General features: G+C 41.5%; 11 protein-coding genes. 7 read left to right on the top strand and 4 right to left on the bottom strand.

All coding sequences use genetic code 11. The features are described from left to right. On the bottom strand, positions 1 to 449 hold a 449-nt coding region (locus H6G92_RS06525), incomplete at its 3' end, for a helix-turn-helix domain-containing protein (RefSeq protein ID WP_190892018.1). A 61-nt stretch (positions 450 to 510) separates the two neighbouring features. Here H6G92_RS06525 and H6G92_RS06530 point away from each other — a divergent pair. Then, positions 511 to 705 carry an adenylyl-sulfate kinase gene (locus tag H6G92_RS06530; RefSeq protein ID WP_313889944.1) on the top strand — a complete coding sequence of 65 codons (195 nt, stop codon included), beginning with the start codon at positions 511 to 513 and terminating at the stop codon, positions 703 to 705. 31 nt (positions 706 to 736) lie between these two features. On the opposite strand, the gene H6G92_RS06535 is transcribed toward H6G92_RS06530, so the two are convergent. After that, entirely contained in the window at positions 737 to 2,725 is a 1,989-nt protein-coding gene (locus tag H6G92_RS06535; protein ID WP_190892020.1) for an ABC1 kinase family protein, read from the bottom strand. 259 nt (positions 2,726 to 2,984) lie between these two features. Here H6G92_RS06535 and recN point away from each other — a divergent pair, with 259 nt between their 5' ends. Continuing rightward, on the top strand, positions 2,985 to 4,733 hold the full coding sequence (gene recN, locus H6G92_RS06540) for a DNA repair protein RecN (protein ID WP_190892023.1): 1,749 nt from the start codon (positions 2,985 to 2,987) through the stop codon (positions 4,731 to 4,733). A 233-nt stretch (positions 4,734 to 4,966) separates the two neighbouring features. Here the strand turns inward: recN and H6G92_RS06545 are convergent, their stop codons facing one another. Beyond that, positions 4,967 to 5,671, bottom strand: coding sequence for an SAM-dependent methyltransferase (locus H6G92_RS06545; protein WP_190892025.1), 705 nt, complete (start codon positions 5,669 to 5,671; stop codon positions 4,967 to 4,969). Positions 5,672 to 5,744: 73 nt separating this feature from the next. Then, a complete protein-coding gene (locus H6G92_RS06550) occupies positions 5,745 to 7,730 on the bottom strand; it encodes a bifunctional metallophosphatase/5'-nucleotidase (protein WP_242059060.1) in 1,986 nt (661 codons plus the stop codon). 386 nt (positions 7,731 to 8,116) lie between these two features. Between H6G92_RS06550 and H6G92_RS06555 the strand changes: the two genes are divergently transcribed. The 5 genes from H6G92_RS06555 to H6G92_RS06580 all read left to right on the top strand — a co-directional run bounded on the left by H6G92_RS06555 (position 8,117) and on the right by H6G92_RS06580 (position 14,730). Then, positions 8,117 to 8,827, top strand: a complete 711-nt coding sequence (locus H6G92_RS06555; RefSeq protein WP_190892028.1) for an ABC transporter ATP-binding protein — start codon at positions 8,117 to 8,119, stop codon at positions 8,825 to 8,827. Beyond that, positions 8,817 to 9,614, top strand: a complete 798-nt coding sequence (locus H6G92_RS06560; RefSeq protein ID WP_190892029.1) for an ABC transporter permease — start codon at positions 8,817 to 8,819, stop codon at positions 9,612 to 9,614. The genes H6G92_RS06555 and H6G92_RS06560 overlap by 11 nt, the downstream gene beginning before the upstream one ends. Positions 9,615 to 10,075: 461 nt before the next feature. After that, entirely contained in the window at positions 10,076 to 10,435 is a 360-nt protein-coding gene (locus tag H6G92_RS06565; RefSeq protein WP_190892030.1) for a VOC family protein, read from the top strand. 732 nt (positions 10,436 to 11,167) lie between these two features. After that, complete coding sequence (locus H6G92_RS06575; protein WP_190892031.1) at positions 11,168 to 11,467, top strand: RNA recognition motif domain-containing protein; 300 nt, start codon at positions 11,168 to 11,170, stop codon at positions 11,465 to 11,467. Positions 11,468 to 11,988: 521 nt separating this feature from the next. Next, complete coding sequence (locus tag H6G92_RS06580; protein ID WP_190892032.1) at positions 11,989 to 14,730, top strand: toll/interleukin-1 receptor domain-containing protein; 2,742 nt, start codon at positions 11,989 to 11,991, stop codon at positions 14,728 to 14,730. The last annotated feature ends 94 nt before the right edge of the window (positions 14,731 to 14,824 follow it).

A 14,824-nucleotide genomic window follows, 5' to 3' on the forward strand; every position in this document is an offset into this window, starting at 1 on the left:
GCGTGGCTTTGAGGACGAGGTACTTTTAGTTTTGCTTTTAATCGATATCGAACCCAGGCATAAACCGTTGCATACTCTATGTCTTGTCCATGTTCTTCTTTTAACCATTCGACTATTGCACCGTAACTACTAAACCCTTTTCCTGTTTCTAGTTCTTGCTTGAGAGCAGCAAGTGCTTCATCCTGAATTTTTCGTCTTGCTCCTGGTGCTTTCTTAATTTCTAACAAGCCAGACAGTCCACTGGTTCTATACTTCTGCAACCATCTTGTTACTGTTGAAGTATCTCTGGCCAAACGTTTTCCAATTTCTTGCTGTTGGTTGAGTTGACCACTCTTGAGCCACCACAACATTTGTAATTTTTCTTTCTGGATTCCTGAAGATACTGTTTGTAGGCGTTGTTTTAGTTCCTCTTCGCTTTCAGCGATTTCAATCTTAAATGGGCGGCTCATGGGTATATCAACTTACCGACTTTGCTTCTACCTATTATATGCATCTTCATCTTAAATTGGTATAAAAGGGTTATATAAAAAAGCAAGAGCCGAGAAGATTAAGCATTTCACTGGTCTCGATGATCCTTATGAAATCCCACTCTGTGCTGAAGTCGAATGCAAAACTAATGAAGAAAGCGTTGCTGAAAGTGCAACTAAGGTTTTAGAAAAGCTGGGAAAGTTGGGTTATATAGTTGCTAGATTGAATGATTTATGAGTTAAAGAAAGTTTTTAACTCATAAATTTCACTACGATGCCAATAATTGCCGAATTAACCTGGCTACAGCTTTTTGTGTGAAGCGGGTGGCAATTTGTTGACCCAAACGTTGTACATCTGAATTTACCAATAACTGGGAAATTTGGGGCGCAAGTTGCACTGGGTCAAAGCCTCGTGTTTCTCGGAGAATACCTAATATACGTTTGATATGCTCTAAGGTTTGTTGTTGCTCTACTGTCGCCGCCGGAGTTTCATTAACTGCTGTTAACCCAACGCGTTCCCGCAGCAAATAGGTGAAGTTATGCAAAACATTTTTACCTAAAGCATCGAGTCCGTTAACAGATTCATCTACTAGCTTGTCACGAATAAAAGCACCGCGTTCGGATGACAGAAATTCTATCCCCTGATTCAGCACTAAATTGAAGTCGTAGTCTTGACTATTACGCGCATTCTTTAACAAGTTTTCTAAGCGGTTCCAGCGAAATCTGCCATCTTTAAAGAGCAAATCTTGTAATGATGCTCTTAATTGCGGTGCTGGGTCTGTTAACAGGCGTTTGGAAACGTAGGGATAAGCTTCGCTGAGAACTTTAAAGTTGGGATCTATATATATTGCAATACCTTCGAGCGTCACTAGGGAGCGAATAATTAAGGCGTAATATGGGGGTACACGAAAAGGATACTCATACATCAAAGCCGATAGTTCATCAGTAATGCTTTTAATGTTAAGTTCGGCAACACTGGCTCCTTGGGCATCAGCAAAGACTCTGGCAAAAGCTGGGATAATTGGTGTTAAATCAGTTTCTGGTGATAAGAAATCTAACTTAACGTAGTCTTTTGCTAAACCTTCAAAGTCGCGATTAACGACGTGGACGATCGCTTCAATCAATCCATAACGCTGAGGTGGCTTAATCTCGCTCATCATGCCAAAGTCAAGATAAGCTAATTTGCCATCGGTTGTTGCTAACAAATTACCAGGGTGGGGATCTGCATGAAAAAATCCATGTTCTAGCAATTGGCGCAGAGAACACTGCACCCCCACTTCAATTAGATAACGAGCATCTATACCTTGGGCGCTAATTTCTTCGGTCTGGGTCAATTTAGTGCCGTTAATCCACTCCATCGTCAAGACGCGGCGATTGGTGTATTCCCAGTAAATTTTCGGTACATATACGTCTTTTATGTGACCGTATAACTCGAAAAATCGCTCGGCATTTTCGCCTTCATGGATGTAATCCATCTCTTCAAAAATGCGATCGCCTAATTCATCGAGAATACCAACTAAGTCACTTCTTACCCGTTTGACCTTTTTCTGCACCCAAGCAGCGAGGTTACGCAAAATATACAAATCAATGGTGATCCGCTCTCGTAAGTCGGGGCGTTGGACTTTAACAGCGACTTCTTCACCAGTTTTTAGCTTACCTTTATAGACTTGCCCCAAGGAAGCCGCAGCAATTGGCTGGGCCGAGAGTTCGGCGTAAACCTCTTCTGGAGGTGCGCCTAGTTCTTCTTTGATAAACTGGTAAGCAAGTTCGTTGGGAAAAGGCGGTAATTGGTCTTGTAGCTTAGTTAATTCTTCTAGGTATACGGGAGGAACTAGATCCGGTCTGGTGGACAAAGCTTGTCCAATTTTGATGTAAGCAGGCCCCAACTGGGTAAGCAATACTCGTAGCTGAGTGGCTCGGCGGCGGTCATTTTTGACGACGATTCCCCGTTTACTATCCGACCACAACCCAAAAGCAAAGGATAGAGTCGGCCCCAACACGGCGAAAATCCGCCGTACAACTTGCAGTTTTCTGTTTTGGTAATGGGCCGCTATGCTCACCGGATCGTAAAGCGTCTCAGGTTCGGCTGTTGGCCTCACCTGTTGGGCGGCTAAGAGTCTTGGCGAGCGCACAACTAAGCTTGGTGTACCATCTTCTGGCAGTACATCAATAACGTCCAGTTCGCCTCGGCTATTTGTGCCGTTGCGATTGTCCTCCTGAATTGGTCGGGAACTAGGGGGAAGTGTCTTAACAATCATGAAGAAGGCCACCAGTCAGAACGATCACATTAAGTATTGTAACAATATGTTGAAGGATTGAGCATGGGCCATTAAGTATTGGGCATTAGGATTAAAAAAATATTTTCCACTACCCAGCCGCCAGTACCCAGTGGTTTGTTACACTTAAACGGGCATACTAGTTCAATAGTAGTAGGTATTGCTAGTTGCTGAAAGATCATACTTATTGTCTTGTAAGTTAGAAGTGTCCGGCATCTGCCCTCATGGAGAATTTGGCTTGATGTTGCTTTGCCTACGAATTGAAAACTTTGCCCTAATTGACCAACTGGAATTGGAATTTGGCGCGGGACTAAATGTACTGACAGGTGAAACCGGCGCTGGAAAATCGATTATCTTGGATGCCATTGATGCGGCTTTGGGCGGTAAAGTCTCTAGTCGAGTCATTCGCACGGGAACAACTAGGGCGATGGTAGAAGCTACTTTCACCTCAAACGCCCCACTAACGGCTTGGTTGACCGAACAAGAAATAGATTTGCTTGATGAAAATTCTGTAGTGATTAGCCGAGAAATCACAGCCACTGCTAGTAATATTCGTAGTCGATCGCGGGTGAATGGCGTGTTGGTAAATCGGCAGATTATGGGAGGAATGCGCGATCGCTTGGTGGAAATCACAGCCCAAGGTCAAACGGTACAAGTCGGACAATCTGCCCAAGTCCGCGACTGGTTAGATTTATATGGCGGTGACTCTCTGATGCAGCAGCGTCATAAGGTGGCTACTAGCTTCAGTGCTTACCAACAGGCGCATCTAGCACTAGAAAAACGCCGGACATCAGAACGGGAACGGTTGCAACAACTTGACTTACTTACTTATCAAGTTCAAGAACTGGGAGCAGCCAATCTCAGCGAACCTAATGAATTGGAACAGTTGGGACAAGAACGGGAACGCCTAAATCATGTCGTCGATTTGCAACAAATGAGTTACAAAGTTTATCAGGCTTTGTATCAAAACGATAATGAAACTCCCGCCGCCGCAGATTTATTGGGAGACAGTGAAATTACATTAAATGACATGGTGGAATATGATACCCAACTGCAACCCCTATTAGAATTGGTGCGGGATGCGCAAGCTGCGGTAATGGAAGTGGGAAGGCAGATTAATGCATATGGGGATGGATTGGAAGCCGATCCGCACCGATTGGAAGAGGTTGAAGAACGCATTCGGGAATTAAAGCAAATTTGCCGTAAGTATGGGCCGACACTTACAGAAGCGATCGCTTATTACCAACGTATTCAAGGGGAATTAGCCCAACTTAACGACAGCGAACAATCGATCGAAAAGTTAGAACAGCAAGAAAAGGTGTGTTTTGAAAAACTCACCCAAGCAAGCAATCAGTTAACTCAACTGCGGAGTAAGGCGGCTGCTAATTTAGAATCACGTTTGATAGCTGAACTCAAGCCCCTAGCGATGGAAAAGGTGAAGTTTCAGGTTGAGATAGTGCCTGCTTCCCCAACTGCTATGGGAGCAGATAAAATTACCTTTATGTTTAGTCCCAACCCCGGAGAACCACTGCAACCTTTAACGGAAATCGCCTCTGGCGGGGAAATGAGCCGCTTTTTACTAGCGCTGAAAACTTGCTTTTCTCAGGTTGATGTGGCTGGGACAATGGTATTTGATGAAATTGATGTCGGCGTTTCGGGAAGAGTCGCCCAAGCGATCGCGGAAAAATTACACCAGCTAAGTCAACGTAACCAAGTATTATGTGTTACCCACCAGCCTTTAGTTGCGGCAATGGCTGATCGCCATTTCCGCGTAGATAAGCAAACTATCAATCAAGGCAAAGGTAAAAAAACCAACAATGGCAACGCCGAACAGCGTACCGTTGTCAGAGTTACTACCTTAGATAATTTAACCACTCGTCGGGAAGAACTAGCGCAGTTAGCTGGTGGTAAATCTGCAAGTGACGCGATCGCTTTTGCAGAATCTCTGTTATTGCAAGCTGCTAACCACCGCCGTGGGGAGCATACTTAGGAATGTGGATTAAATAAGATCCAGATGAAGCAGAAGCAGACAGTGCATTTTTGCAGTTGTCTCAAGTTACTTCTTCTGAAAGAGCAAGTCAGTGTTATGCAGGATTACTACAAGTCATTGAGTCTTTATTGCAAATGCCAAGGCAATTTTCTCTAGCTAGAGAAAACGATTATTTTAGCCAATAAATTCGCAAGATACTTTACGGTAGAGGGCACAACTCCAAGAATTAGGAATTACGAATTACGAATTAAATTAACATCTCTGGTTATCTTCAACATTTTATTTCCACCAGGCTGTAGTTCGTATTCAACCTTTTCAATATCTACTTTATAACCTTTTGAAGTGTAATATTTAACTATTTCATCTAAATGTTGTGAATGTTTCCACATTAAAGTTATGAGGGGAAATATTCGGACTTCTTTAGCAATACGCAGCATCTCACCTACAGAATCTAGGTGAAAATTGTAATCGAGATGGTCTGAATATAAAAACAATAAATGTGAACAAAGCGCTATATCAAATTCTTGATTTTTAAATGCCAATTTTGGCAATTCCCCGGCTCTGTATCTGTTGGTGTTTATGCCAGTTTCATAATCAGACAGAAATTCTTGAATAACTTTCACTCGATTGTTTCGCAAATCCTCTGGAGATTTATGATAGCTCCATACCCAATCATTTGATGTAGCCTTGACTTGGTTAATGATGTTATCTACAACTTCATTAAATCTTTGCAATATTTCATCACCGGAAAATTGGTAGAGTGGATCAACAGAAACTACATTTTTACCCTGACGTGTCATTTCCGCATTAAAGCTTGCCGGGCCATCCCCAATCCCAATAATTCTTTTATTTAAATCTGCATTTGTTAAATTGAATATTTTTATATATTCATCCATTGACCTCCCAAAAGGAACTACTTGATCTAAAACCATTGCCATAGAATTTACCTCATCAATAGACTGATTACACAGAATAATAGCAAACTAAAAATACTTTATTGCTAGACGGCAATCATTCAAATGAATCTGATAACACCACATCTTTACGCAATTTGAGATTTTGAATACGAGTATCTTCGGTGGGTGGCACATCCCCTTGAGCAAATGGAATTTGCTTAAAGTTAGCAGCCAGATATTCTGCTAATGCATCTTGCTCTGAACCATCAGCAGCAAAGGTGGCTAAACCTGTGCGTTTGCTCTTATCAGCATCTTTTGATGTCAAATCAACCCCTTCTCTTTTGGGAAAAGGATAGCCATCACCACCAGTTGCGAGGAAGTTGAGGGTAACAGTGCGGAAGACCCGATTAGGGTCACCCACTAACTCTGCATTTTTAACCACGACATCAATAATTTTGCCTTTCCCATCTTTGATAGCAAGGGATTTGACACGCTTACCTGCTGGCAAGTCCGGGTCAAAGCTAAAGGTTAATCCCGCTACTTGGGGAAAACTACCAGGGGTAGCACCGGGCGCTATGCCTGCTACACTGTGTTCAATGACTGCTAGTAGTTCTGTTGCACTCAGAGTAAGTAAAGTCAAGCCATTGTTGAATCGTAGCGCATTGGTGATATCAAGTTGGGAAATTTCTTTTGCTTTCTTACCTGCCACAGGATTTGCTTGAGGTGGCAGTTTGATAACATCCTGTGAGCGAGTCGAACCTGCGGGAAAGGTATAGATACCAATATTGTCACGGATGCCACCACCATTTTTGATCGAAATGACAGTTTTCGGATCATATCGCTTGGCGATCGCTAAATTAGCTTCGGCTGTCAAATTCCCTAAATTAGTTTCTTGTGTGCGGACATCATCCCGCCAGCCGTTGAGGAAAACGTTGGTTTTCCCGAAAATCTGACCATCTTGGGCAATAATCACTTTTTTTAGTGCCTCTGTAATGGCGACAATTTTGGGGTCGGGTTTCCCGCCTACAGTTGCTACTCCTTGGAAATCAGTAGCATAAGCACCGCTAATTTTGGGGTCAATACTAAACGGAATAATCACTCCATTGGCATCAAAGTTAACTACTAGACGACCAACATAGCGATAGTTACCATCAGTATTAACTACGGCTATCGGATTACCATCTGCTGCTTTTTTGAGGATTGGATAAGTTCCAGCAGATTTATCACCCACTCGGAGACGGTCTGTTTTATCGGCTAGTAAGGTATTGGAACCACCAGCAACAATAATATCTACTCCCTTGAGTAATTCTGCTAGCTTTTGCTCAATCGCAATTTGCTGCATATGCGCCAACAGAATAACTTTATTAATCTCTGGGTTTTTTGTCAGCAGTTTATCAACAGAAGTTTGAATTTCAGCAGCTAAGGCGGCGATGTCTGCGGCATCACGGTGATTAAATTCTTTAGGCAACACAGTTACACCACCGGGAGAGGAAATAGTCCGCAGTGTGGGAGTTGTCGCCCCAACTACAGCAATTTTTTCACCATTGAGAGTAATAATGGTGCTACGGGCAATCTTATTAGGAATTTTACTTGCCTCTTGACCATCAGTAGTAACTAATTTTGCTAGGTCTTTATCAGTGCTGAAGTCTAGATTCGTGCTGAGATAGGGGAATTTTGTGCCTGGGTAATCTTCTTTAGGTCGGATTAAGTCAGCAACAAAACCCGTTCCTAAGTCAAATTCGTGATTGCCAAATGCGATCGCACCAAATCCAAGAGCATTTAAAATTAAGATATCTCCTCTTCCCTGTCCACCAAAAGCTGTGTCACTGGCAAATAAGAAGGGACTAGGAATATAAGCATCCCCAGATGAAAGGATTAAGGTATTAGGATAATCAGGCTTCCTGTCACAATTTGCATCCTGATTTTTGAGTGCATTCAACACCGCAGAAAAGTTTGGTACATCCTTCAGCGCAGGAACACCCGCTTCTTGGTCAGAAGTATGTAATAGTTGCAGTGTGAATCCTGGCTTGGGTGCTGTTTTGACTTGTGCTACACCAACACTAGTTCCTAGAAATAAAAAGCTGCCAAATCTAATTAGCAAACTTAACTGCTTAGGACTAAAATCTAAAGTATTAAATTTACTTAAAATTTTATTTCTTGAATCTAGAAAACGCATAATAACTTTTAGACTTGATTGGGAGTAAATAATTTTATAGTTTGCTTTTAGCTTAGACTATAGTATTGAACCACAATTTAACCATCCGGTGTGAGTCGATGCACATAATTGCGGGTAAACATTTTTTCAATATTACGAATTTGCGGTGAAATCTAAAAAGTAATCCCATCGTCCCATAAAGTTTTAGCATCAGGTTTCGCGTTTCATAAAAATGGATAACATTGAGCTAAATAAATGTTTTAAAAATAACCAAAAAATGAAATACTGGTGTTTGATGCTTCAACTTCAAGCTGATAAACAAGCAGATAGTTATGAAAAATAAATTGGATGAGAGCCATAAGAATATAAAAACACCAGCTTTTGATAGCCCAATTTTGTCAGTAAAAAATTTAGGGCGGCAAATCCAAAATCGTTGGTTGTGGCAAGATTTAAATTTTGAATTATATTCAGGTGAACGAGTTGCAGTTTTAGGTGTTTCGGGTTCGGGTAAAAGCTTGCTGCTGCGTGTATTAGCTGGTCTTGATACGGCACAATCTGGGCAAATTATTTTTGGGGGAAAATCAATCAATTCCCACTTTCTACCCCATTACCGTTCTCAAATTATTTACTTGCATCAACGACCAGCCCTTTGGGAAGGAACTGTCGAAGAAAACCTAAAGCAAGTGTATCGTTTGACAACTCACCGCCATAAAGTTTATAACCGTCAACTAATTCTAGAATATTTGCATCTTCTGCATCGAGATGCTGATTTTTTGCAGCGTCCAGTTAGTGCTATTTCTGGCGGTGAAGGTCAAATTGTAGCCTTTTTACGAGCCTTGCAACTGTCGCCAAGAGTACTGCTACTTGATGAACCCACTGCTTCATTAGATGGGTCAACTGCCAATAGTTTAGAAGCTTTGATTGCAGCTTGGCTTCATGATGACCCAGAACGAGCATATCTTTGGACAAGTCATGACCCTCATCAGTTGCAGAGATTAACAACCCGCCAAATTACTTTAAATGGGAGAAATAATGGTAACTAATTATATCTCTATTAGCTATGGACAACTCGCTTTGGCGACTTTGTTTGTTGTTATTAATATCGGACTTTCCTTTGCCTTACGTTTGGGACTAGCCCAAAGTCTTTTGGTAGCATCGATGCGAATGGTAGTGCAATTATTGCTGGTGGGATACGTATTGCAGTGGGTATTTACTTTGCGTAACCCAGTATTGGTGTTACTTGTGGCTCTTGCCATGGCCACAATTGCAGGTTTTTCTAGTGTCAACCGAACCCGCAGACGATTTATAGGTATCTATTGGAGCAATTTTGTTTCCTTGTTAAGTGCTTCATTTTTAGTGACGGGGTTAACAGTTAATGGCATAATTCGCGTTGAGCCTTGGTACGACCCACAGTATCAAATTCCCATGTTAGGGATGGTTTTAGGTAATGCTCTCACGGGTACATCCCTGGCTTTAGACCGCTTTTTGGAGGATTTGACCACTAGAAGAGAGCAAATAGAGGCATTATTGGCTTTAGGAGCCACCCGTTGGGAAGCAGCACATCAGTCAGTCAAAGAAGCTCTGAGGACGGGGATGATTCCCACTATTAACTCTATGATGGTGATGGGTTTAGTCAGTCTACCGGGGATGATGACTGGTCAAATTTTGGCAGGAGCGAACCCGACTGACGCTGTACGCTACCAAATTCTGATTATTTTTACTCAAACATCGGGAACTGCGATCGCTACAATAGGTGTTGTGATTCTAACTTTTCTAGCTCTGTTTAATCGGCAACATCAGCTTGCAGAGATTGCACGCAAGCTAGGTTAGTTCCATCGTACCGTAAACTCATCATTCGTAATTTTTGAATTAGGAATTACGAATTATTCACTTTGCCTTGCCAAACAATTTTCTGAATTTGAATTTATTTCGGCATCAATCAATTTAATTTTATAAAAGTTATCTGCAACTTCTTGTTGTTTAGTGATTCTTAAGTTGGCATTAGAAAGCTTCATTCTGCTATTTTCTATGACACACTCCTCAAGCTAGGTACTGATGCTTAATCATGTATATATATTGGTGATCGCTATACAGATGACTGATGCGGGGCTAAAGGAGTAAAAAGGAAATATATTTTGATTAACAGCGACCAACGTTATCAAGAGCTAGGTGAACAGAGAGTTGAAAACCTTTTTCAAGTTGAAGATAGGCTATTTCTTGATCAATTTAGTCAACTATAATTGCCGAGCAAGCACAATAAAATCTACTAGCTGCCTAACAGACAGTTTGCAATGCAAATTCTTAAAGTACTAACTAGAGTCTATCTGAGTCCGATAGATTTGGATGAGGCGATCGCTTTCTATGAAAATCTCTTTACAGAAAAATGTTGGTTATGGTTTCAATATTCTGAGGCTGAGTTGGAACTCGCAGGTGTGGGTTCTATTCTTTTAATTGCTGGTTCGACAGAAGCACTCTCTTCATTCAAGAGTACACATGCAACATTTCTTGTTGACTCACTCAATGATTTTAAAGAAGCACTTATTCAGCAGGGTGCAGTAATTCTGGCAGAACCTAATAAAGTTCCCACTGGAGTCAATATGCGAGCAATGCATCCTGATGGAACCATTGTTGAGTATGTTGAGTTTGTATGATTAATTTTTAGCTCAAAAAGGATCTGCTGTGAAAGCTGCAATCAAACTAGCTAATGAAAATGATGCCTTAAAAATGCTGGCAACTTATGCGCCGATTGTGCGGGAAACTCCAATTTACTTTGAGATAGAGCCTCCCAGCAAAACGGAATTTGAGGGCCGTATCCAGAATTATCAACAGCAAATGCCTTGGCTAGTGTGTAAAATTATATGCCTATGCTACTCCCTATCGGACTCGTGCCGCTTACCAATGGTCTGTAGAATCATCCGTGTACATCAATGCTGAACATCGCAGAAAAGGATTTGCAAAAGCTTTGTACACTTCCCTTTTTGGGTTGCTGCAACTCCAAGAATTTTATAACGTTTTTGCTGCGATCGCTTAACTTTTCATCATAGCCGAGAAAAGCAGTCAATTAATAGCTAGTTGTACTTAGGTAGCACTACTTTATCATAATATTTTACCACAACTTGCACACATGAGCAAATTAGGAGATTGGAAAAGTATCATTTACGTTTAATTAAGTCCACTTACTTAGCGAGCAATTGCTTACATTACTTTTCATCACAGTTTTATAAAGTCTGACTAAATATTTAGCTGTTATGTCATAATAAAAGGTGAGAATTAATTCGGCGACCGCGTTTGTTTTTATTATTGACAGGCTTTTTCCTTTTGGTATTCACAGACTTTTCTCCGAAATCTAAAACTCTACACATCTATGATTTGGGAGAAAATTTATGTCAGTTTATGTAGGCAATCTTTCTTACGAAGTTACAGAAGAAGGTTTGAATGCTGTGTTTGCAGAATATGGTTCTGTAAAGCGGGTTCAGCTACCTACCGACCGTGACACAGGTCGTGTGCGTGGCTTTGGTTTTGTAGAAATGGGCACAGATGCTGAAGAAACAGCTGCCATTGATGCTCTTGATGGTGCTGAGTGGATGGGACGTGACCTGAAAGTGAACAAGGCTAAACCCAGAGAAGACAGAGGTTCCTTTGGTGGTAATCGGGGAAACAATAGCTTCGGCAATCGTTACTAAAATTCAGAGATATAGCTCTTGAAGCTAATCTACTAAATTGAATTTAATTGTGGCTCAGGCAGGAATGCTTGAGCCTTTTTGTTGCAAAACTTGCTTGATAAAAAGTTAAGCGATCGCCGCTTCACGAGTAGCAACTTTGCTAAACCTCAGAAATTAAATATGCGTTATCCAGAACCATTGTAGAGACGTAGCAGTGCTACGTCTTTTTTTTGATATATCTATTGACATTAATATAAAAGTGTGTATCCTCTATATAGAGCATTGTTGTTCAAATAATATGAAAAGCGAAATAAACTTGCCGTCATTTGAAGATTCACTTTAAGCTTTGTGTCAAAATAGCTAAGATTGGTCTGTTACTGAAAATTTGTTTAAATAAATTACCACCATATAGTAAGAACATTTAAAAAATAGATGAAACTTGCATTCAACTAATTCTTTTTCGAAAGTATATAGAATTTTTACGTAAATAGTAAAAAAACAGTATTTTATTTAAATTTTATTAAGTATTTATAGAAATTTATATGGCTGAGGCGTTTATTTCCTACTCTCGCAAAGATAAAGAGTTCGTCAAAAGGCTTTATGAAGCGCTCAAGCAACAGAAGCTAGATATCTGGGTGGACTGGGAAGGAATTCCACCCACGGCAGATTGGCGAAAAGAAATTTATGAAGGAATTGAAGCCGCTGATAATTTTATCTTTATTATTAGTCCAAATTCAGTCGTTTCTGAAGTCTGCCGTGAAGAGATTGCACACGCCCGAAAGCACAATAAACGTTTAGTGCCAATCGTGTGGCAGTATGCTGAAGGTATTGATCCCGAATTAGCCAAAATTAACTATATTTTCTTCCAGGAAAGTAATGATTTTGAGCAAGCCTTTCAATCATTACTCAAAGCACTTGATACTGACCTAGCTCATGCTAAACAGCATACCCGCTTACTCATGGGAGCCTTGGAATGGGATCAGAAAAAACGCAACAATAGTTATTTGCTACAAGGTAGTGAACTCGAAGAAGCAGAGCAATGGTTCACCCAAGGAGCGGGGAAAGAACCTTTGATTACATCACTCCAACAAGAGTATATTGGCGAAAGTCGTAAAGCCCAGAAGATACGTCACAGAAAAAGACTAATTGGCCTGACTTCTGGGTTGTTGATTTCAACGGGATTGGCTATATTTGCAGCTATTGGCTGGAAGCAGGCTGATCAACTGCGGATAGAAGCACAAAAATCGGAACTCCGAGCCTTAATTTCAGCGTCAGACGCACGTTTTACCTCCAATAGAAATACGATTGATGCCCTGATAGAAAGTTTAAAAGCCGGCAAGCAACTCAAACAATTAACTCAAGCCAAAGCCAACATTCCAATTCAGGAACAGCAAGAGGTGATCGAGGTGCTGGGACAGGCGGTTTACTGGGTAAGAGAACGCGATCGCCTCCAGGGACACAGCGATTATATCCAAAGCGTTAGTTTCAGTCCCGATGGAGAAGCGATCGCTACTGCTAGCGGAGACAACACAGTAAAACTTTGGAACAAACAGGGCCGTTTGCTGAATACTTTAGGGCATCTTGATCAAGTCGTTAGTGTAAGTTTCAGTCCTAATAGTCAAATCCTTGCTTCTGCCAGTTTAGATGGAACGGTGAAACTTTGGAAACAAGACGGCAAAGAACTTAAAACCTTTAAAAAGCTAAATACTGGAATTCGGGCTGTGAGTTTCAGTCATGATGGCAAAACTCTTGCCTCTGGTGGTGACGACAACATGGTGAGACTTTGGAACATAGAGGGTCAGGAACTCAAAATGCTCAAAGGGCATACAGGCAGAGTCTATAGTTTGAGTTTCAGCCACAACGATCAAATCCTTGCTTCTGCCAGTTTAGACGGAACCGTGAAACTGTGGAACAAAGACGGTAAAGAACTTAAGACCCTAGAAGAACATAATAATACAGTGACTAGCGTGAGCTTTAGTTCTGATGATACCCTTGCCTCTGCCAGTTTAGATAGAACGGTGAAACTTTGGAATACTGAAGGGAAATTGCTTTCAACTTTTAAGAAATTAGAGGCACAAAGTAGTCGGATCTACAGCGTCAGTTTCAGTCCCGATGGTCAGACCCTTGCCACGGGTAATGATGATAATAGCGTGACACTCTGGCAGAAAAATGGCCAGGAACTTACTACCTTTAGAGGACATAGTAGTAGAGTCAATCAAGTTACTTTCAGCCCCGATGGTCGTACCCTTGCATCTGCTAGTCAAGATAAGTCAGTGAAACTGTGGCAAATTGACCGCCCTTGGCAGACTATTCTCACTGGACATCAGGCTGGTGTCAATCGTGTGAACTTCTCAGCCGACGGGAAAGCGATCGCTACCGCCAGTGATGACAAGACGGTGAAACTCTGGAATCAGGAGGGTAAGCAGATCAAATCGCTTCAGGTAAATGACTACACAATCTGGGATGTGAATTTTAGCCCAGATGGTCAGATAATTGCCGCTGTCAGTTCTGACGAAGGGGTGTTGAGACTGTGGAATCGGCAAGGTCAGCTACTCAAGACTTTAAAGAATGGCGATGGCGATCGCATTCATAGCGTGAGTTTCAGCCCAGACAGCAAAATGATTGCCACCGCTAGTCAAGATAAAACAGTGAAACTTTGGAATCGCCAGGGTCAGATGCTTAACACCCTAAAACATAGCGCCACCGTCTATAGCGTCAGTTTTAGTCCAGACGACAAGATGATTGCCACTGGTAGTAATGACGGGGCAGTGAAACTCTGGAATCGGCAAGGTCAGTTACTCAAGATTTTAAACCATAACGCTTCTGTCTACAGCGTCAGTTTTAGCCCTGATAGTCAGACCCTTGCCAGTGCTGGCGCAGATGAGAGAGTAAAACTTTGGCAGCTTGATGGTGGTGCGATCGCTAGTCTTGATGGGCATAGTGCTGCAATCTGGCAAGTAATTTTCAGCCCTGACGGCAAGATGATTGCCACTGCTAGTGATGACGGAACGGTAAAACTTTGGCACAAAGACCGGACTTTGATTATTACTCTTACTGGCCATAGCGGTGAGGTCAACGGGATCAGTTTCAGCCCTGACAGTAAGACTCTCGTTTCTGGCAGTAAAGATGGTACAGCAATTTTGTGGAATGTAGAAAATCTCACCCTAGATAATTTGATGGGGCGTGGGTGCGATTGGCTGCATGATTATCTGAAGAATAACCCGAATGTGAGTCAAAGCGATCGCAATCTGTGTGGTGGAGTTCAAACTCAGGCTAAATATTGATTTCGACAATTTTCACTATTATTTCAGGTAGTCAAATGCTTCAATAAAAGCAATAAATTTTAACTACTTTTTTGCATAAAAAAAACCAAAACCA

The organism is Nostoc foliaceum FACHB-393 (genome assembly GCF_014698505.1).
In the GTDB taxonomy this organism is placed as follows: Bacteria; Cyanobacteriota; Cyanobacteriia; order Cyanobacteriales; family Nostocaceae; genus Nostoc; species Nostoc foliaceum_A.